The sequence below is a fragment of the Maribacter sp. 1_2014MBL_MicDiv genome (genome assembly GCF_001865655.1).
Lineage (GTDB): Bacteria > Bacteroidota > Bacteroidia > Flavobacteriales > Flavobacteriaceae > Maribacter > Maribacter dokdonensis.
On the sequence record NZ_CP011318.1, the window covers coordinates 2,689,344 to 2,709,813 of the forward strand.

Genomic DNA, 20,470 nt, shown 5'->3' on the forward strand with positions numbered 1-20,470 from the left:
AAAAGTAAATAACAATCAAATAGTTGAGCATGAACAAGTATGTAAAGTACGCATTAATAGGAATAGCAGTTATAGGTATACTGGCTGCGGTAGTCTATTTTCTAAAGAAGAATAGCACTCCTTTAAAAACATATGAAACGGAAACCGTTGAAAAAAGAGATATTACCAATAAGGTTGTTGTTACCGGTAAGGTAATTCCGCAAGATGAAATTGAGATCAAGCCTCAAATTTCTGGAATTATTCAAAAGGTGTACTTGGAAGAAGGTGTTCAAGTAAAAGCGGGAGATTTGATTGCGACTATTAAGGTAGTTCCAAATGAGCAATCTTTGAACCAGGCTCGCGGTAGGGTCAATAATGCAAAAATAGCGTTGAACAATACCAAGATAGAGTATGACCGTAACAAATCCTTATTTGATAAAGGTGTGATTTCCAGTCAGGATTTCAATGCATTGCAACTACAATACGATCAAGCTACGCAAGAGTTGCAAAATGCGCAGGCAGATTACCAAATTATTAGAGTTGGTTCAGCTGGTGGGTCCTCTAGTGCCAATACGAATATTAGGGCAACTGTAACCGGTACATTATTGGAAATTCCTGTAGAAGAAGGCGATCAGGTTATTGAAAGTAACAATTTTAACGATGGTACTACCATTGCCTTTATTGCCGATATGTCTAAAATGATATTTGAAGGTGAAGTAGATGAGGCTGAAGTAGGTAAACTTAAAGTTGGTATGCCTTTAGAGATTAGCATGGGAGCATTACAAGATGAAAAATTCAATGCCAAATTAAAATTCATAGCTCCCAAGGGAGTTGAGGAAGAAGGTGCTGTTCAATTTAGGATAGAGGGAGATTTAGCTGTATCGGATAGTACAAATATTAGGGCTGGCTATAGTGCAAATGCTGCAATAGTTTTAGAAGAGAAAAAAGACGTGCTTTCTATTAAAGAAGCTTTGTTGCAATTTGATAAAGAAACCAACAAACCTTATGTAGAGATTGAAATAGGGGAGAATGAGTTTGAAAAAAGAGAACTTGAACTTGGGGTTAGTGATGGTATAGACGTGGAAATAATCTCTGGTATAGATGAAAATTCTAAAATAAAAATTTGGAACAAGCTTGAAGCCAAGAGTAATGGCGATGCGCCAAATGAGGACTAAGAATAATCAATCAAATCAAAAAACGAATCGAACAACCTATTATTGGTTGGTTTAAAAAAGAAGAACATGAAAGTAAAAATCACGGGATTACTACTATTATTTTCTGTTGTAATAGGTACGGCACAACAAAAGAAATGGACCTTGCAAGAATGTGTTGCCTATGCTATAGAAAATAACCTAACGGTAGAGCAATATCAATTAGATCTTGAGAATGCTAAAATTGATAAGTCTGATGCAATTGGAGCACTTCTGCCAAATTTAAATGGCTCTATAAGTGCTTCGGCAAATACAGGTCTTGCTTTAGATCCTACAACTAACAACTTAGTTTCGGCAACAATTTTTTCTGCTTCAGGTAATATGACCTCGTCCGTTACTTTGTTTGATGGACTTAGAAATTTTAATAGAATAGAAAGAGCAAAGCTGAACAGTATTGCCAATCAATATCGTTTAGACGATATAAAAGATGATATCAAACTTAATGTTGCCAATGCTTATTTACAGGTACTATCCAATAAGGAATCCTTAAAGGTTTTTAAAGCACAGTTGGCGGTTACTGAGCAAGATTTAAAGCGTACCAAGGAATTGGTGGAATCCGGTGTAGTGGCTCGTGGTGATTTGTTGGAAATTGAAGCAACTGCTGCAGGTCAAGAACAACAGATAATCAATGCCCAGAATTTGATATTGATTTCCAAGTTAAATTTAGCACAGTTACTTAGTATAACCGACTATGAGAGTTTTGAAATTGCCGAAGAGGAGTTTGATATTCCGCCATCTGATATTTTAAATAATTCAGCGAAGGTTATTTTCAATACCGCATTGACTTTTAGAAATGATATAAAGTTGGCAATGTCCGGTGTAGAGCTGGCTCAAAAAGATTTAGAAATAGCAAAAGGAGAAAAATATCCTACGGTGGGTGCGTTCATTAACTATAATACTAGATATTCGGATCAAAACAATGATCCTTTTACAGGTGAGGCAATTCCATTTAAAGACCAGCTCTATATAAATGATGGTATTTCATATGGGGCGCAAATGAATATTCCTATTTTCAATGGATGGAGCGTTAGAAATAATATCAAGCGATCTCAAATAAGTGTTGACTTGGCGCAGATTGAGTATGAAAGAACCAAACTGCAATTAGAGACCGATGTAAATCAGGCATATGTAGATGTAACCAGTTTTTATAAAGCTTATGAAGCGGCCCAAAAAACATTGGAGGCCAGAAGTCTTGCGTATCAATATTCAAAAGAGCGATTTGATGTGGGTTTAATGAATTCCTTTGATTTTAGTCAAGCTCAGGCACGAGTAGATAATGCTGAAGCAGAGGTGATTAGAACAAAATATGATTATATTTTCAGATTAAAAATATTAGAATTCTATTTTGGTATTCCAATTTCTTTAGAATAGATAAAAGTAATTTATGATTATTAAGCCTGTAGCATTCTAGTGTTACGGGCTTTTTCATTTTATGTAATACCTTTGCATTATGGGAATACTATTAAACCTAGAGACATCATCTACAAATTGCTCTGTCTGTGTTACTAAAAACGGAGAAATACTAGCAATAAAGGAATTGAATTCTGCAAACTATTCGCATGCAGAAAAGCTACATTTATTTATTGAAGAGGTATTGCAAAAGGCTTCTCTAAAAATGGAAGATATAGAAGCAGTAGCTGTTAGTAAAGGTCCAGGGTCTTATACAGGACTGCGAATTGGGGTTTCTGCCGCAAAAGGCTTGTGCTACGCTTTAGGTGTACCCTTGATATCGGTTTCTACTTTAAAGAGTATGGCCACGCAAATTAAAATTAAAGAAGATGAGGTCTTGATACCTGTTTTAGATGCAAGGCGTATGGAAGTGTATTCTGCAGTGTTTGATTCATTAGGTAATGAAATTAGGGAAACGAAAGCGGAAATCGTTGATGAAAACTCATTTAACGAGTTCATAAAAACTAGTACGGTTCATTTCCTAGGAAGTGGAGCCGAGAAGATTAAAGAACTTTTTACCGACGAGAAGATAATTTATCATTGTGATGTTGTGCCATCCGCTAAAGAAATGGCTAGCCTATCTTCCGCTAAATTCAATGCGTCTAATTTTGAAGACGTAGCGTATTTTGAACCATATTATTTAAAAGATTTTGTGCTTCAGACCAAAAAGACAAAGGCATAAAAAAAGCCCTTGATGTTTCAAGGGCTTTTTTAATGGTATTCATTATGTTATTAACCTTTCATTTGTGTAATAACACGTTGAGGGAATGGAATTTCAATTCCGGCAGCATCAAATCGATATTTTATTTCTTCCATAACGTAGAAATGTGCGGCCCAAAAATCTGCATTATTCGCCCAAAAACGTAAGGTAAGATTTACCGAACTATCACCTAATTCGCCAAGATATACTTCAGGGGCTGGGGTTTTATGTATGGTATCGCGATCATTACAAATCGCTAAAAGAATTTCCTTTGCTTCTTTAATGTTGGAACTATAGCCAATACCTACATCAATTTTATCCCTTCTGGTATCCAGAGCATTATAATTGGTAATGGTGTTGTTAGATAGTTGTCCATTGGGTATAATGGCAATCTGATTTCCAAATGTACTTACTTTGGTGGTGAAGATTGATATCTCCTTTACTGTTCCGTCTACTCCTTGGGCAGAAATGAAGTCTCCTATCTTAAATGGTTTGAACAATAGTATGAGCACTCCGCCCGCAAAATTGGCCAAAGAACCTTGTAATGCCAAACCAATGGCTAAACCTGCCGATGCAAGTATTGCTACCAAAGATGTTGTCTGTACTCCCAACTGGGTAATGACCAATACGAACAGAATAATTTTTAAAGCAATACTGATAAAGCTTTGTAAAAATGATTCTAGGGCAAGATCATAATCTTTTCTGGCGAAGAACTTTCGAATCATTTTATTTATGAAACGTATAAGGTATGTACCCGCAATTAAAAGGAAAATTGCCCAAAGTAAACTTGGTAAAGCGGCCCATATCCATTCTATGGCCTTATCTGCATGTTCTTGTAGGTTTGTGATTTTATCCATCTTTGAATTTTAAATTATTTGTAACGAACTTTCAGATATCGATGATTTTAGAAATAAGGTGTGGTCAATAAACTATGAGATGTTTGTAGTCAATAAATCTAAAGCCTTTTTTGGTTCTTCAACAGGCATTTGACAGCTTCCGTGATTACAAACATAAATAAGCGTTTTGTTCATTACATACCTATTCATCAATAAAGGTAAGTTGCTATTTTTTGCATTTGAAGCCGCAAATGTAACGTTTGGAAGATAGTTCTTCATGAGTGTTTTGCAAATGGGTTCAAAATTTTCACCGATAACGACCATTTCAAAGAATTTCTGATCCATTAGTTGAGCCAAATGAAGCCAATTAGAATTATTTTGAGGGTTTTCTGTTATAGTTGACTTCATTGAGGTCATTATCTTGTTTAAGCGAATATCTAAATTATCCTCTGGAAAATACTTGGAGAGTTTATGTAGATTATGTGCCATAATTGAGTTGGAAGATGGTATTACGTTATCTGCAATTTCCAAGGTTCTTCTAATAAGCCCATCTTCTTCGGAAGATGTGAAGTAAAAGAGCCCGGTTTCACTATCGGTAAAATGGTCTATAACGTATTTTGTAAGTCTTAAACTGTGGTTAAGCCATTTGTCATCATACGAAACTTCATAAAGACCAATAAAAGCCTCAATGACCGATGCATAATCTTCTAAAAACCCTTTAATGGTGCTATCTCCGTTCTTAAAATTACGATACAGTCCACCGTCCTCAGCAGACATTTTTTCAATGATGAATTGTGCATTTCTTAATGCGAGATCTAAATAGTGAGGATTCTCCAAGTACCTGTAAGCATCGGTAAGACCTTTTAAGGCAAGTCCGTTCCAAGCAGTCAAAATCTTATCGTCTAACCTGGGTTTGTTGCGTTTTTTCCTTTCCTTTTTTAATAAAACAAGGCATTGGGTTATAATTTGCTTCAACTCCTTTTTGGTAATGGAGTGCTTCATTGCTATGTTCAAAGCTTTGCCGTCTCTAATTAGCACATAGTTGTCTTCTTCCCAAAGGCCGTAGGAGTTTATATTGAAATACTCCTCGAAAATTTCAAAATCATCCTTTAGTATTCTTATTAATTCTTCTTTTTGCCAAACATAATACGCTCCTTCTACCAACTTGCCATTTTTGGTTAAACTATCGGCATCTAAAGAAGAGTAAAATCCATTGCTCTTGTCTAGTAGCTCTTCTACTAAAAATGAAATGGTTTTCTCAACGGTACTTTTATAAAGTTGCTTGTTGGTAGCGGCATATGCATTAGAATAAAGACTAATTAATAGACCATTGTCATATAGCATCTTTTCAAAATGTGGTACGTGCCACTTGGTGTCTACCGCGTATCTTGAAAAACCACCGCCAACATGGTCAAATATGCCACCCCAAGCCATTCTGGTCAAGGTGGTGTTTACGTACTCATAAATAGTGTCATCATTATGGGAGTGTGCATAATGTAGTAAACAATTCATGTTTGTAGGCATCATAAATTTTGGGGCGCGTTTGTATCCGCCTAAAAACGTATCAAAATAGTTAGACCAGTCCTGTATTATTTTTTCAATTTCGTTTGATTTAATGAGTTCATCATTACTGGTCTTTGTAATTGAATTGATTTCTTTTAGACCTTGAGCCATATTTTCAGCATACCCTGTAATTTTATTAGGGTCTTCTATATACAGTTTTTGAAGTTGGTTCAGTACTTGAATCCAATCGGTTTTTTTAACAAAAGTAGCTCCCCAAAATGGTCTACCATCTGGTAGGGCCAAAATATTTAAAGGCCAGCCGCCGCTACCGGTCATCATTTGAAGTGCATCCATGTAAATGTGGTCAATATCTGGTCTTTCTTCCCTGTCTACCTTGATATTGATAAAATGGGCATTCATGGTTTCGGCAACCTCTTCATCTTCAAAGCATTCATGCTCCATAACATGGCACCAATGACATGCTGCGTAACCAATACTTATCAATATTAATTTATTCTCGTCTTTTGCCTTTTGTAATGTGTCTTCGTCCCAGGCTTCCCAATGAACAGGGTTATGGGCGTGTTGAAGTAAATAAGGACTACTTTCTTTAATAAGGTTGTTAGTATGCTTTTGTGAATGGGGCATTGTGTAAATATTTGATTTAAGGCAAAAAAAAGCGCCAAAAGGCGCTTTTAATATTGTAGCAAAATGGTTACTTCACTTCAAAAGTGATTTTAACATTTACTCTGTAATTTTTGATTTTTCCATCTTCAACTGTAGCGCTTTGCTCGTTGATATAAACCGATTTTATATTTTTTACTGATTTAGATGCTTCTGCAACTGCTTTTTTTGCTGCATCTTCCCATCCGTTGTCAGAATTTGCTAAAATTTCGATTACTTTTAAAACTGCCATAATTAATGATTTTTAGATTTCCTACAAGTTACAAAAATTGAAGGCACACTTTAATTCATTTAAATCGATAATTAGCCGTTTAACGCAACTACCTCATTTACCTTGTCTCCCATCATATTTTTCAACATTGTTTCTATACCGTTTTTTAGGGTAAATGTAGAAGACGGGCAACCGCTACAGGCGCCTTGTAGAATTACGTTTACAGTTTTGCTGTCCGTATCATAAGATTGAAACATAATATTCCCTCCATCACTAGCTACAGCCGGTTTTACATATTCTTCTAAAATATCAACAATTTCTTGTGAAGTTTCATCAAGCTCAACAGTACTTTCGGCAGTAATTGTTTCGGATACTTGGGCTTCAGCTCCTATAGCTTTGGCATTATCCGCTACAATTTGTTTTCCTTCGGTAATAAAATTTCTTATTACTTCTCGTAGTTCTACGGTTATATCATCCCATTCCGCAACTTCATATTTAGAAACAGAAACGTAATTTTCATCTATAAATACCTGTTTCACAAACGGAAATTGAAATAACTCGGTAGCTAGTTTAGAATCTCTTGCTTCGTCTATATTCTTAAATTCGAATGCAGACCCTACTATTTTTTTACTTGCTACAAATTTCATTGTAGATGGGTTGGGAGTTACTTCTGCATATACGGTAACTGGTATGGGTTTATCCATATCTTCCTCTATGACTATTGGCTCACCAGCATTTAAGTACTCAACTAGTTGTTGTGCCACTTCATCTTTTACATCTTCCCATTGAACAATATCGTAACGTTCCAATCCAATAAAATCTCCTGAAATATAAACTGTTTTAATAAACGGAAGATAGAATAGCTGTTGGGCCAATGGGCTATTTTTGGCTTCGTCAATATTTTTAAATTCGTAATTTTTTCGTTGTACTAACAAGTGGTTAGTTTCGAATTTTAATATATGTGGGTTGTTGGTTTTTACTACCGTGATTGAATACTCTTTCATATCTCAAAAATTTTAAGCAAAAATACAAAGGAAATCTTAGTTTGTAGCTACATAATAATGTTGAGGTTAACTCGTTATACACTTTATATTAGCGAAACTAAACCCTAGTTTTAAAGTCCCAAGATGAAATACCATATTCTATTATTGTTTACCGTGCTTGTGATTGGTCTTAAATCTAATGCACAAGAAGGTATTCCTGTTTATTTCGATTATTTGTCAGATAACTATTATTTGGTTTTTCCTTCTATGGCCGGTATTGGTGAAGGTGGAAAAATTAGGGCTACTGCAAGAAAGCAATGGTTTGATGTTGATGATGCACCTAGTTTGCAAACCATTAATGCCCATTTTAGGTTAGGTGATTCTCCAAGTGGTATAGGTGCAATAGTTTTTAACGATGCTAATGGCTATCATTCTCAAACCGGACTTAAACTTACATACGCTCATCATTTAAGAATGGGCGGTAATGATGTAAGACAGTTAAATCAACTATCTTTTGGTCTTAGCGGTACTATATTACAGAGTAGCTTGGATGAAACCGAATTTAGATCGGTAACTCCCGATCCTGCCGTTTCAGGTATCAAATTAAGTTCTTCTTACGCAAATGTCGATATCGGTGTTTCATACAATTATGGAGAGTTTTACACGCATTTTGCGGTTACAAATGCATTGACCGGAAGCAAAAGAAATTTGTACTATAGGGATAGAAATGACAACCCAGATGAATTGGTAATTGATAATATTAGAAGGTTTTTAGTATCTGCAGGGTATATCTTTGGAAGAAGTGAATGGCAGTTTGAGCCATCAGTACTTTTTCAGTTAACTGAATTTACCAAGGAGAAGAGTTTAGATATTAACGCCAAGGTTTATAAAGATGTAGATTTTGGTCGTATTTGGGGCGGACTCTCATATAGAAGAAGTTTTGATGGAGCTCAATATCAAGATGCAGGTTCATTTGGAGAGCAACGCTTACAGTTGATAACCCCTATAGTTGGTGCTAATTTTAAAAACTTTATGGTGTCGTATAATTATTCGTATCAAATGAATGATTATCGTTTTGATAATGGTGGGTTTCACCAAATTACCTTAGGGTATGATTTTGGACAGACAGAGCGAAAGTATGATTGCTACTGTCCTGCCGCTAATTAAAATAAAAAGGTCAGCTAGTTTGTAACGGACCTTTTTATTGAAATTGATTTACTCCCAGCTATAATTTTTTGATTCGGCTTGCTTTTTAATTGCCTTGATCATGGCATTTTCTAATTCACCTGATTTATCAGCGTTTTGATGTTCGGCTATATATGCTAAACGTTTAGAGTTATATTCTTGAATCTCTTTTTGTATCTGTATTCTCTCTGCTTTTTTAGATTCAATATAATCTTTGATTTCTTTTTCGTTTTTGTTCTTCAGCTCATTGGGTAATTGATCCTTTTCAACAGTACTAATTTCAAATTCCTCATCGGCATAGGCATCAACTAAGTCCCATTTTTTATTATTGTAAAGTCTTGAACTTTTGCTAACAGCTCTTTTAACGGCAATGGCTTCTTCCATCTCTAAAGCATTTTCATCTTGAACTCTCTGTGCCTGGTACTTTTCTCTTCCTAAAGTACCGTACGAAATATATGTGGTGTTTAATTTTGAATTGAGCTTGATTATGATGTCATCATAAGGAGTGTTTATATGAACCACTTTTTTATTGTGATCAATAGCCATATACTCTCCTCCTGTTAATGAAGCCCCTTTTTTCCAATCTGTGTTTATACCTAATTCGTAATTTCCACAAAAAATAGTGTTGACCGTAACCCCTTTTTCATTAGCATTGGTGGTCGCATTTCTATAATTATACCTTCCTTGGTCAAAAGGCTCGTTACCGGCAATGAAAATCATTCGTAGTAAATCTGGATTTTGGTTCCATGGTAATTGTTGTAGCGATGTTTGTAAAACTTTACCACAGTATTCTTCACCACCGTTGGTGGTTAATGAGAAGAGTTTTTCAGAAATTTCATCAAGATCACTACTAAATCCAAGAACTTGTTGAATGTATCCTTCACTTGCTGAAAGATTGTCATTCCCATATTGATATATTGCAATTTGTAGCTTGGGTCTAGTGTCATTTCCGCATTTAGCCAAACTGAACTCGTTTACGATATCCCAAAGTTGAGACTTGGCTTGGTTAATTAAACCGTCCATGCTATTACTTGTATCCAATAACAACGCTATTTGAACAGTATTGTCTTTTTTTGGTTCTACTGGGTTAGTAGCATGTGCAATTAGTTCAATTGGTTTTCTTCTTTCGTTAGTATTACAGGCATATACGCTAGATATGGTCAATAGTGTAATACCTATAGATCCAAGTTGTTTTAAGATTTTCATAGTTTTCGTTTTAAATTCAAGACGAAACTAACCGCTAAGTTTTTCTTAGAATAATTGAAATGAGCGAAGGTGCCTTATGGCTTAGTAAAGTGGTTTAATGGGTTTGTTAACTTATGAATAATGCTAGATTAAGTGTGAGTTTTGGAATTACTTCATTTTTTAGTACCATAATTATCAGCTAAGTTTACCATAGTAATTGAGTATGAAAGATTATTGTATTTACATAATTGTTTGTTTGTTTTTGGGGTGGAACGTTATCTATTCACAATCTCAAAACAATGCACTAAAATTCAATTTAAAAGGTAGGGTTGAGGTTAGGAGCACAGGACAACCAATTTCCGGTGTTTCTATTTCAAATGATATGGGGGTGTTCGTGGTTACTAATGCCTTGGGAGAATTTGAAATTAAAACAAGAATTGGTGATCAACTCATAATTGAGCATCAGGATATTGAGACATTATGGTATAATGTAGAAAAAAACGATGAGGTACTGATCTTGGTAGAAGGCTTTGAGTCTTCGGTTAGTGACAGGTCAAATTCACCGCCTGATATTTCAAAAAAACATCAACAACTGTTAGATTCCGCAGAACACTACAAAGCCAAGGATATTGAAAAGAGTATTGACTTTGTGGCCCAATCTATAGCTTTATTAGGAAAAAGAGGGAGAAGGAAGGAATTGGCACGATCGCTTTCCAAACTTGGGGAGGTCTATCAATATCACAAGCAATTGGACTTAGCTATTGATAACTATGAAGATGCGTTAGAGAACAATAAGACCATTGCCACATCTTTATTGTTGGGCAGGGCGTACAATTTAACGTCAAGATTCAATGAGACTATAGGTTTATTGGATCCCTTGTCGAAGGTAAAAACTATGCCGCCTTATCAAAGTGCAGTACTTTATGAACTATTAGGTGATGCTAAAAAGGGTGAGGGCAAAACCAAAGAAGCAATAGAGTTGTATAACAGAGGTCTGTTGATTGCCGAAAAAAATCAGAATACCTCAAAAATGATCGACTTGAATTCCAAATTGGCCGATTCATATTCTATGGATAACCAGGCTATGGCGGCAGAGGCTTATTATGGAAATTCATTGGAGCTTGCGGTACAATCAGCACCAAAAAGGGCATTGCAAGAAAAAGAAAAGGTAGCGGATTTTTACAATACTAAAAGTAGGTTCAATGAAGAAATCAATATGCGTAAAAGCAGTTTACAGGAATTAAAAAGATTGAACGCGCCTAATGTTGGACTTAAAAAGCTTGAACTTGGAGATACGATAACATCCCAACGAATAAACTATAAGATTGCCAATGCCTACATCTCTCAAGATAAGTACAATGAGGCTATTCCCTTTTTGGAAAAGAGTATTGTTGAGGCTGACTCAGACGATGATTTGGTGGTGCAAAAAGATGCCACAAGAAAACTGTCTGAAGTGTATAAAGTGAAAGGGGATTTCACAAAGGCCTTGGAAACTTACCAGACCTACGTGGCATTGGTAGATTCATTATATGTACGAAAAGAACAAGAAATCTCTAGGGCTAGTCGCTTTAATAGAGAGATAGCAAATGCTCAAAACCGACTTACGGGCTTGGAACAGGAGCGTGAACTGTCTCAAAGTAAATATGATTTAGCTTTAACGGAGCAAGAGCTGGTAAAGGAAAGTAATAAGAGACAACAGCTGGTTATCTACTCTTTAATATTTGGGTTATTATTGACCCTTTTGGCAGCCTTCTTCTTTTATCGAAGTAATCAACAACAGAAATTGGCAAATAACTTATTAGCCTTGAAATCATTGCGCTCTCAAATGAATCCGCATTTTATTTTCAATGCATTGAATTCCGTTAATAATTTTATTTCTAAAAGCGATGAGCGTAGTGCCAACAGATATCTTAGTGATTTTTCCAAATTAATGCGATCTGTCCTTGAAAACTCTGAAGAAGATTTTATTCCCTTAGAAAAAGAATTGCAGCAATTGGAATTATATATAAAGCTTGAGCATTCTAGATTTGAAGACAAATTTGACTATCAAATCACCGTAGATGAAAATGTACAGGTGTCCAAGTTTCAAATACCTCCAATGTTATTGCAACCCTACATTGAAAATGCTATTTGGCACGGATTACGGTATAGGGAGGAAAAAGGAGAGCTTTTAGTTACCGTTAAGGAGAATAGTGAAGGCTCTATAATTATTTCAATCACAGATAATGGTATTGGAAGAAAGAAATCTGCAGAAATAAAAACCCAAAATCAAAAGAAACAAAAATCTAAAGGAATGGGTATTATTCAAAAACGCGTGGCAATATTGAATGATATGTATACCGATAAGATGGATATTAAAATTTCAGATCTACAAGAGAACGGAACCGGAACTAAAGTTTTATTTATTTTAAAAAGGGAGAAATGAGCTTAAATGCAATTATAGTGGAAGATGAGGCCAATAGTAGGGAGATATTACGAAATTATATCTCTAAATATTGCCCTAGTGTTCAATTGTTGGGAGAGGCTTCATCAATTAAGGATGCTTTGACCTTAATTGGGAGTAATAGTTTGGATCTCGTTTTTCTAGATGTAGAAATGCCGTTCGGTAATGCTTTTGATTTACTTGATCAACTGCCCGATAGAACTTTTGAAACCGTTTTTGTTACCGCGTATGATCATTATGCAAAAGATGCTTTAAACAATCATGCTGCATACTACCTAACCAAGCCAATTAATATAGATGAACTGGTAAATGCAGTAGCTTATGTAGAAACTGTTCGTGAAAAAGAGGCAAGTTTGGAAGGAGAAGTGCTAAGTACAAAATCTAATGGGGTAGAGGGGAAATTGACTTTGCCTCAACAAGATGGTTTTCAAGTCCTGAATATTGCCGATATTTTGTATTGTAAGGCAGATGATAATTATACTGAAATTTACCTGTTGAACAAGAAAATATTAGTGAGTAAAACCTTAAAGTATTTTGAGGATGCATTAAAAAATTATCCTTTTGCGCGTGTTCATAAATCTTTTTTGGTCAATGTGAACGAGGTGGTGAAGTATAAAAAAGGTAAAGGGGGCAGCGTGGTGATGTCTAACGGAAAAGAAGTTATGGTGTCCGCTTCAAAAAAGAAAGATTTTCTATCATATTTTAATTAATGTACAAATGATAAAAGCGGTTAGGGGTAAAGAACCAATTATAGGTGAAGAATGTTTTATAGCTGAAAATGCAACAATAGTTGGTGAGGTAAGTATGGGCAAGCAATGTAGTGTTTGGTTCAATGCAGTTTTAAGGGGAGATGTTCATTTTATAAAAATGGGCAATAAAGTAAATGTTCAAGATGGTGCTGTGGTTCATTGTACGTATTTGAAGTCTCCAACAACTATTGGTAATAATGTTTCTATTGGTCATAATGCAATTGTTCATGGTTGTACCATTCATGATAACGTATTGGTGGGTATGGGAAGTATAATTATGGATGATTGCATTGTAGAATGTAATAGTATAATTGCAGCAGGAGCAGTTCTTACAAAAGGAACCCATGTGCCGTCTGGAAGTATTTTTGCCGGTATGCCCGCAAAGAAGATAAAGGATATTAGTCCTGAGCTCAGTTCAGGTGAAATTAATAGAATTGCAGAGGCATATACAATGTATTCAGGCTGGTTTAAAGAATAATCGTTGACTCAAAAAGAATTGAGGGTATGGCAATCTAGCTAAAATACGTACTTTTGATCCACCAAAACTAAAAGTTATGAACGCATATGTTTTTCCTGGGCAAGGTGCTCAATTTGTTGGAATGGGGTTAGATTTATACGAGAAATACCCTATTGCAAAAGAATTGTTTCTTAAAGCCAATGATATTTTAGGCTTTGAAATTACTGAGGTTATGTTCAATGGTACTGCTGAAGGTTTAAAAGAGACCAAAGTAACCCAGCCTGCTATTTTCTTGCACTCCGTGATTCTAAGTAAGGTAATGGGAGATACGTTTAAGCCAGATATGGTTGCAGGTCATTCTTTAGGGGAATTTTCTGCACTTGTGGCAAACAATTCCCTTAGTTTTGAAGACGGACTTAAATTGGTATCGCAACGTGCTTTGGCAATGCAAAAAGCGTGTGAACTTAAGCCATCGACTATGGCTGCGGTATTAGGGTTAGAAGATGCTGTTGTAGAAAAAGTTTGTTCAGAAATAGACGGAATTGTTGTGGCTGCAAATTACAATTGCCCTGGTCAATTGGTTATTTCAGGTGAGGTGCCTGCTGTAGAACAAGCTTGTGAAAAGTTAAAAGAAGCTGGAGCAAGACGTGCATTAATGTTACCCGTAGGTGGTGCTTTTCACTCTCCATTAATGGAGCCTGCTAGAGAAGAATTGGCTGCGGCCATAGATGATACAACTTTTTCAATGCCAAGTTGTCCTATCTATCAAAATGTTCCTACAACTGCGGTGCACAGTGCAGATGAAATTAAAAAGAATTTAATGTTGCAATTGACGGCACCGGTAAAATGGACACAAAGTGTGCAGCACATGGTGAATGATGGTGCTACTATTTTTACAGAAATAGGTCCTGGAAAAGTATTACAAGGGTTGGTAAGAAAAATTGAGCCATCGGTTACAACGCAATCACCGCAACTAACAGACTAGCCTTTGTTTCCTTAATATTACCATTTAACCCATAAATCCTTTTTTCAACTGTTTCTGAGAGGTTTACCTTGATTTTTTTGTAATATTGAGACCCTAATTTTTGGTTGTGAATGTAGAACTTTCCCAATCATAATTTAGGGTTTGATAAAGAATGCTATGAAAATAAGTATGTACAATAGTCTTTTGAATTTTCAGAATACTAAACGATTTAAGCAATTTTTCTTTGTTTTTACATTGTTGGTTTTTGGGGTTTTCTCCCAATGTGTTTCTGCGCAATTTGTATCTATTGAAAATGATAGAGATGCAACTGAAGGTAATATTTTACCAGGTAGATTTATAGTTCGCGTGGCTTCTCTTACTTTTTCAGGGAATGTTACTGTCAATTATGATGTGATTTTAAGTAGTACAGCAACAGAAGGTTCTGATTTTGGAACTCTAAGTCGTTCGGTTCCAATAACTGTTGATTTTTTTGGGGGAGGTAGTGAGTATATAAATGTAAGTGTGTTAGATGATTTGTTTGTAGAAGGGGAGGAAACGGTAATCGTTAAATTATCACCAAGTAATGATTATAATATTGATTCTGCAAATGACGAGGCAACTGTAACTATTGCAGATGATGATACTACAACTTTACAGATTAATAATGTACAAGCAACCGAAGGAAATAATTTAGTCTTTGATGTTAGTACAGATAAAGCTGTTGTCTATGAGCATACCGTAACAGTTGATTTTTCTGGAGGTACTGCAACTAAAGGTACTTTAGGATTTACTGATCCGGACGATTATAATGGCGACCAACAAGAAATTACTTTTTTGCCAGGGCAAACATCTAAACAAATGGCAGTTGTTACAGGTAACGATACGCGAGTTGAGGGCAATGAAACATTTATTGCAACATTATCAAGTGATGATAATACAAGTGTAATTGCGGGAGATACGGGTACGGGTACAATTCTTAATAATGACCTTGCTCAAGTTACTGTTTTGGCAAATAGACCAAGTACCAATGAAGATGGGTCAGGAAACAACGGCCGGTTTAGAATAGAGTTAAATGAGGAGAATGATACGGGTGGTACCTTAACTGTAAACTATACCATTAGCGGTACCGCAACAGAAGGCGATGACTTTACCATTACCGGTAATGCCAATATACCAGACGGTTCAGATTTCACCAACCTTAACATTGCCCCCATAGATGATGCTTTAATTGAAGGTGATGAAACAGTAGTAATTACGCTGAACAGTATTAATAGTGCGCTTTATGAAATTGGAACTCCTAATACGGATACTGTTACAATAGTAGATGACGATGCTTTCGTAGCATCTGTTACTGCTACTGATGCTACTGCTGTAGAAGCAAATAACGTAACGAATACCGGGTTGTTTACAATCAGTTTGGATCAGGTAAATAATACTGGTAATCCAATTACGGTAAATTATACGATTGCTGGTACAGCAACATCCGGGTCAGATTTTTCGGCGTTGAGCGGTTCTGTTATTATTGCAGATGGCAGCCAAGATGCAACGGTTTTGTTAACTCCCATAAATGATAATTTAGTTGAGAATGCTGAAACTGTAATTTTGAATCTGGCAACAGGTACCGGATACAATTTAGGAAATGCAGGTTCTGCTACTGCTACTGTTAATATAAATGATACCGATATTTTTGAAGCATCTATTGAATCTACGGATGCCACTGCAAATGAGAGCCCTCTTGGTGTTGGGTTGTTTACCGTAGATGTAGAGAAAGTAAACGCCACAGGGGACGATTTAGAAATTGATTACACAATTGGAGGAACTGCCGATCAAGGAGATGATTATGCTAATCTTTCGGGGTCTGTGGTAATAGAAGAAGGTGAGAGCACAGGTACCATTACTATTACTCCTATTAATGATGATGACATTGAAAGTAATGAAACGGTGATTTTAACTTTGGTCAATGGAACGGGATATACTGTTGGTGGTCCAAGTAATGCTACTGTAGTCATTGTTAGTGAGGATACCAATGTAGCGGAAATTACAGCTTCAGATGGTACTGCGGCAGAGAGTAACAATGCAGTTTCACCTGGTGAATTTACAATTGGTCTTAGTGTTCCTAATAATACGGGTACCACAATGACCATTAATTATACTATTGCGGGAACGGCTGGTAAGGGAACAGATTATACAGCTATTAATGCAAATGCGGTAAACATTCCAAACGGTCAGCAATCTGTAGAAATAGATATTTCGCCAATCAACGATGCAATTCAAGAAGGTACGGAAACTATTATAATTACATTACAAAATGGTACTGGTTATTCTTTAGGTTCGGTTGCTACGCAATCGGCTACGGTTGAAATCGAGGATAATGACCAAGCGACATTAACAATTTCTAACGAATCATTAAATGAAGACGATGCTGCCGGTGAAATGGTTTTTGAAGTGGAATTGGATTTAGAGGTTATTGGTGGTACAACGGTTTCATATTCCTTTTTTGACGAAACAGCAGAGGGCGGAGGTGTAGATTATACTGGTGACAACGGTTCACTTACTTTTGATGGTGATGCAGGTGAAATACAGGCAATTACGGTTCCCATAATTAACGATGCGGTTTTAGAAAATACAGAGACATTTACGGTTCAATTAGGTATACCTACCAATAATGTTCAGCGTACTAATGGCGGTACGGCTACTGGTAATATACAGGATGATGATAACTGTGTGGCAGCGCCAATTTTAGATGAGTCTGTTTCAAATATTTATTGTGTTGAAAATGCTGGTGATCCTTTTTCGGCTAATTTATTTGATTATACTTCTAGTGCTGCACCTGCGGGAACGGTTTTAACATGGAGTAGGGTTTCCAATCCCTTAAATACGAATTCGCATTTAACCGTTGCAGAGGCTCAAGATGTTGATTTGCCAGCGTCTTATTATGGTTTTTTCTATGATGAAGATAATAATTGTGCAAGTGGTACTATAGAGGTACAAATTGTTCGTAATGTATTGCCGCAATTGACGGTTATTAATGATAATGAACGTTGTGGTCCGGGTACTTTATTATTGAGTGTTGAACCTAGTGATGGCGCCTCTGTAAATTGGTATGATTCTTTAGATGCTGTTACTCCGATCGCTACCGGTGAAACGTTTACGACGCCTTCATTGAATGCTACTGCTACGTATTATGTTGAGGCTACCGAGAATGAATGTACTACTGAAAGACAACCTGTAGTAGCAAGAATCGGGTCTCAGGCTTCAGTCGGGACAGCAACAAATGGTTCTATATGTAATGTGGCAGCAAACGGACTTACGGCAATAGATCTAGATTCTAGGTTAAATGGTGCGGATCCTGGTGTGTGGATTTTTGTATCGGGTCCTGATAATATGACTATTAGCTCTACTAATGTTGTTGAGTTTGAAGGGGCTACTTCTGGTGCTTATGTATTTAGTTATACTACAACAGATTCTACGGCTCCTTGTGAGAACCCTACCGTAGAAGTTACGATCAATGTAAGCGATTGTGAAACTGATGACGATAATGATGGCTTATTAGGTGGTCAGGAAGTGGTTCTGGGGACTGACTCCAATGATCCTGATACTGACGGTGATGGTATTGAGGATGGTGAGGAAGTAGGTGATGATTTCAATAACCCTTTAGATGAGGATGGCGATGGTATTATTGATGCATTGGACTCTAATACGGAAGATGCCGATAATGACGGAGTTAATGATCAGCAAGATCCTGCAAATAATAATCCATGTATACCTAATAGATTTAATGGTAGTTGTGATAGCGATGGTGATGGTATTTCAGATTTAGATGAACAAACAAATGGTTCTGATCCAGATGATCCTTGTGATCCGGTAGCCACACCAAATTGCGATGCGCCTATAGATTTAGAAGTGTTAAAATCAGTGGATAATATTGATGCATTGGTTGGAGATACTATCGTATTTACCATTTTGGTCACTAACTTATCAGATAGAACGGCAAGGTCAATAGTAATTGGTGATTTATTGGAGCTTGGGTTCGAATTTGTGTCCGCTGATTCTGCCGATTATGATGAAATATCGGGTAATTGGAACATTCCAGAACTTGAAGCAGGTATTTCTGTTGAATTGAATATTACTGTTCTTGTCGCAGAACAAGGTCCGTACACAAATACTGCTGTACTATTAGAATCTATACCAACGGATAATAATCCGGATAATGATGAAGCTACGGTAGATTTAAGTACTGAGGCTCCAGAAGGTGTAGACCTAAGAATTTCAAAAGAGGCTAGACCGGATAAGGTGTTAGTGGGAGATGAAGTTGAGTTTGTGATCAGGGTAACCAATATTTCTGTATCTGATGTAGTGACAGATATTATTGTGAATGATCAAATATTACTTGAAAACGGGTTTATGTTTGTTTCGGCAGAATCTGATTTCAATGGTGTTTATGATGAGAATACCGGTAATTGGAATATTCCGGCTTTGGAAAGAGAAGAAACAGCAACTTTAAGGATCAGGGCTGTGGTTCCGGCTACAGGTACGTATACCAATACGGCAAATATCGTAAGGTCTACCCCAAGAGATAGCAATACGTTAAACAATGAGGCTACCGTTGAGGTTGAAGTGATTGAAAAAAGTCCGGCAGACCCAGGCTTCTTGTTCAACCAATTTTCTCCCAATGGAAATAATCAGAATGAGGTACTTCGTATAAACCGTACAGATCCTGAAACCGGTATTGATGTTGCCTTACATTATAAGATCAAGATTTATGATCGATACGGGAACTTGGTATTTGAAACGGAAAAAGTAAATGACGGTGATGTTTGGGACGGTACCTATAAAGGAAAAGAAGTGCCAAAAGGAACTTATTTTTATATTATGAATTATAGTATCAATAACGGACCCGAAACATTGGATAAGGGTTGGATACAGCTTATTAGATAAAATAAATTATGGATTATAACTTTAATAAAACTAGTTATACTATTGCCTTAGTGCTATTTTCTCTGATAGGCTTTAATGCATTTTCACAGAAAGAACCGCAGTATACCCAGTACATGTACAATATTGGTAGCTTTAATCCTGCTTATGTGGGTACGGTAGAAAACCCTGAGTTTTCTGGTCTGTATAGAGCTCAATGGATAGATATTCCCGGGGCACCCCGTACATTTCGTTTTGGAGCTAACCTTCCTTTTCAAAATGAAAAAGTTGGATTGGGTTTAAATATTGTTAGTGATCAATTAGGACCAACTACGCAAACCTATGCAGATGTTTCTTATTCATATCAAATTATGGTTACAGATGAGACTAAACTTTCTTTTGGTATAGATGCAGGAGGTTCTTTTTTAAATGTTGATTTTTCTAAAGGAACTTTTGAAAATCCGGGTGAGAACCTTAATGATGAAATGTTGAGCAAATTTTATCCAACCGTTGGTGCAGGTGCTTTCCTGTATGCTGTAGATTGGTACTTAGGTGCCTCTGTTCCTAATTTTTTGACAGAAGGTGTGTATAATGATGAAGTATCATCTATAGTTGAAGACAAACTTCAATTTAATTTTATAGGTGGCTATGTATTTGAACTTTCAGATAATTTAAAGTTTAAACCGGCATTTTTGGTCAATACTATTGCAGGTTCACCCGTGAATGTAAACTTATCGGGTAATTTTTTAATTTCAGATGTATTTACAGCTGGTGCATCCTATCGTCTAGACAATGCATTCAGTGGTTTAGCAGGCTTTCAAATATCAAACCAATTGTTTGCAGGGTATTCTTATGATTACAATACAAACTTGTTAGGTGAGTTCAATAATGGTTCTCATGAAATAATACTAAAATTCTATTTAGGTAGACAAGGAGCAGCGAAATCAAAAGGAAGTGGTGACAAGAATGCGAAAGGAAAACCTAAACAAGTAGATTCACCACGTTTCTTTTAAATAGAAC

15 protein-coding genes are annotated in these 20,470 nt (G+C 36.2%); 10 read left to right on the forward strand and 5 right to left on the reverse strand.

Annotated features, from left to right (window positions below; genetic code table 11):
* Positions 1–29: 29 nt before the first annotated feature.
* The 3 genes from YQ22_RS11235 (at position 30) to tsaB (ending at position 3,321) form a co-directional block, all read left to right on the forward strand.
* Positions 30–1,154 (forward strand): efflux RND transporter periplasmic adaptor subunit, encoded by a 1,125-nt coding sequence (locus YQ22_RS11235; RefSeq protein WP_071341278.1) that lies wholly within the window; start codon positions 30–32, stop codon positions 1,152–1,154.
* Positions 1,155–1,220: 66 nt separating this feature from the next.
* Positions 1,221–2,561, forward strand: coding sequence for a TolC family protein (locus YQ22_RS11240; protein WP_071341279.1), 1,341 nt, complete (start codon positions 1,221–1,223; stop codon positions 2,559–2,561).
* Positions 2,562–2,640: 79 nt separating this feature from the next.
* Positions 2,641–3,321, forward strand: a complete 681-nt coding sequence (gene tsaB, locus YQ22_RS11245) for a tRNA (adenosine(37)-N6)-threonylcarbamoyltransferase complex dimerization subunit type 1 TsaB (protein WP_071341280.1) — start codon at positions 2,641–2,643, stop codon at positions 3,319–3,321.
* A gap of 50 nt (positions 3,322–3,371) precedes the next feature.
* On the opposite strand, the gene YQ22_RS11250 is transcribed toward tsaB, so the two are convergent.
* From YQ22_RS11250 to YQ22_RS11265, 4 genes are all read right to left on the reverse strand, one after another.
* Positions 3,372–4,196 (reverse strand): mechanosensitive ion channel family protein, encoded by an 825-nt coding sequence (locus YQ22_RS11250; protein WP_071341281.1) that lies wholly within the window; start codon positions 4,194–4,196, stop codon positions 3,372–3,374.
* Between the two features lie 72 nt (positions 4,197–4,268).
* Entirely contained in the window at positions 4,269–6,323 is a 2,055-nt protein-coding gene (locus YQ22_RS11255; protein WP_071341282.1) for a thioredoxin domain-containing protein, read from the reverse strand.
* Positions 6,324–6,390: 67 nt separating this feature from the next.
* Positions 6,391–6,591 carry a dodecin family protein gene (locus YQ22_RS11260; protein WP_036151958.1) on the reverse strand — a complete coding sequence of 67 codons (201 nt, stop codon included), beginning with the start codon at positions 6,589–6,591 and terminating at the stop codon, positions 6,391–6,393.
* Between the two features lie 71 nt (positions 6,592–6,662).
* Positions 6,663–7,574, reverse strand: coding sequence for a NifU family protein (locus YQ22_RS11265; protein WP_071341283.1), 912 nt, complete (start codon positions 7,572–7,574; stop codon positions 6,663–6,665).
* Positions 7,575–7,697: 123 nt separating this feature from the next.
* On the opposite strand from YQ22_RS11265, the gene YQ22_RS11270 reads away from it, so the two are divergent.
* On the forward strand, positions 7,698–8,720 hold the full coding sequence (locus YQ22_RS11270; RefSeq protein ID WP_058103916.1) for a PorP/SprF family type IX secretion system membrane protein: 1,023 nt from the start codon (positions 7,698–7,700) through the stop codon (positions 8,718–8,720).
* 48 nt (positions 8,721–8,768) lie between these two features.
* On the opposite strand, the gene YQ22_RS11275 is transcribed toward YQ22_RS11270, so the two are convergent.
* Positions 8,769–9,944: a vWA domain-containing protein gene (locus tag YQ22_RS11275; RefSeq protein ID WP_071341284.1), complete on the reverse strand. Its 1,176-nt coding sequence runs from the start codon at positions 9,942–9,944 to the stop codon at positions 8,769–8,771.
* Positions 9,945–10,146: 202 nt separating this feature from the next.
* On the opposite strand from YQ22_RS11275, the gene YQ22_RS11280 reads away from it, so the two are divergent.
* The 6 genes from YQ22_RS11280 (at position 10,147) to YQ22_RS11305 (ending at position 20,463) form a co-directional block, all read left to right on the forward strand.
* Positions 10,147–12,348 (forward strand): histidine kinase, encoded by a 2,202-nt coding sequence (locus tag YQ22_RS11280; RefSeq protein WP_071341285.1) that lies wholly within the window; start codon positions 10,147–10,149, stop codon positions 12,346–12,348.
* Entirely contained in the window at positions 12,345–13,076 is a 732-nt protein-coding gene (locus tag YQ22_RS11285; RefSeq protein WP_058103913.1) for a LytR/AlgR family response regulator transcription factor, read from the forward strand. The genes YQ22_RS11280 and YQ22_RS11285 overlap by 4 nt, the downstream gene beginning before the upstream one ends.
* A 7-nt stretch (positions 13,077–13,083) precedes the next feature.
* Positions 13,084–13,593 carry a gamma carbonic anhydrase family protein gene (locus YQ22_RS11290; protein ID WP_071341286.1) on the forward strand — a complete coding sequence of 170 codons (510 nt, stop codon included), beginning with the start codon at positions 13,084–13,086 and terminating at the stop codon, positions 13,591–13,593.
* Between the two features lie 76 nt (positions 13,594–13,669).
* Complete coding sequence (fabD, locus tag YQ22_RS11295) at positions 13,670–14,557, forward strand: ACP S-malonyltransferase (protein WP_071341287.1); 888 nt, start codon at positions 13,670–13,672, stop codon at positions 14,555–14,557.
* A gap of 156 nt (positions 14,558–14,713) precedes the next feature.
* Positions 14,714–19,474 carry a Calx-beta domain-containing protein gene (locus tag YQ22_RS11300; RefSeq protein ID WP_083414242.1) on the forward strand — a complete coding sequence of 1,587 codons (4,761 nt, stop codon included), beginning with the start codon at positions 14,714–14,716 and terminating at the stop codon, positions 19,472–19,474.
* An 8-nt stretch (positions 19,475–19,482) separates the two neighbouring features.
* Positions 19,483–20,463 (forward strand): PorP/SprF family type IX secretion system membrane protein, encoded by a 981-nt coding sequence (locus tag YQ22_RS11305; protein ID WP_071341289.1) that lies wholly within the window; start codon positions 19,483–19,485, stop codon positions 20,461–20,463.
* Positions 20,464–20,470: the final 7 nt, after the last annotated feature.

Excerpts from the sequence above, each read along its gene's own strand:
- YQ22_RS11235 (WP_071341278.1), top strand. The coding sequence starts at position 30 with ATGAACAAGTATGTAAAGTACGCATTAATAGGAATAGCAGTTATAGGT.
- YQ22_RS11240 (WP_071341279.1), top strand. The coding sequence starts at position 1,221 with ATGAAAGTAAAAATCACGGGATTACTACTATTATTTTCTGTTGTAATA.
- tsaB (WP_071341280.1), top strand. The coding sequence starts at position 2,641 with ATGGGAATACTATTAAACCTAGAGACATCATCTACAAATTGCTCTGTC.
- YQ22_RS11250 (WP_071341281.1), bottom strand. The coding sequence starts at position 4,196 with ATGGATAAAATCACAAACCTACAAGAACATGCAGATAAGGCCATAGAA.
- YQ22_RS11255 (WP_071341282.1), bottom strand. The coding sequence starts at position 6,323 with ATGCCCCATTCACAAAAGCATACTAACAACCTTATTAAAGAAAGTAGT.
- YQ22_RS11260 (WP_036151958.1), bottom strand. The coding sequence starts at position 6,591 with ATGGCAGTTTTAAAAGTAATCGAAATTTTAGCAAATTCTGACAACGGA.
- YQ22_RS11265 (WP_071341283.1), bottom strand. The coding sequence starts at position 7,574 with ATGAAAGAGTATTCAATCACGGTAGTAAAAACCAACAACCCACATATA.
- YQ22_RS11270 (WP_058103916.1), top strand. The coding sequence starts at position 7,698 with ATGAAATACCATATTCTATTATTGTTTACCGTGCTTGTGATTGGTCTT.
- YQ22_RS11275 (WP_071341284.1), bottom strand. The coding sequence starts at position 9,944 with ATGAAAATCTTAAAACAACTTGGATCTATAGGTATTACACTATTGACC.
- YQ22_RS11280 (WP_071341285.1), top strand. The coding sequence starts at position 10,147 with ATGAAAGATTATTGTATTTACATAATTGTTTGTTTGTTTTTGGGGTGG.
- YQ22_RS11285 (WP_058103913.1), top strand. The coding sequence starts at position 12,345 with ATGAGCTTAAATGCAATTATAGTGGAAGATGAGGCCAATAGTAGGGAG.
- YQ22_RS11290 (WP_071341286.1), top strand. The coding sequence starts at position 13,084 with ATGATAAAAGCGGTTAGGGGTAAAGAACCAATTATAGGTGAAGAATGT.
- fabD (WP_071341287.1), top strand. The coding sequence starts at position 13,670 with ATGAACGCATATGTTTTTCCTGGGCAAGGTGCTCAATTTGTTGGAATG.
- YQ22_RS11300 (WP_083414242.1), top strand. The coding sequence starts at position 14,714 with ATGAAAATAAGTATGTACAATAGTCTTTTGAATTTTCAGAATACTAAA.
- YQ22_RS11305 (WP_071341289.1), top strand. The coding sequence starts at position 19,483 with ATGGATTATAACTTTAATAAAACTAGTTATACTATTGCCTTAGTGCTA.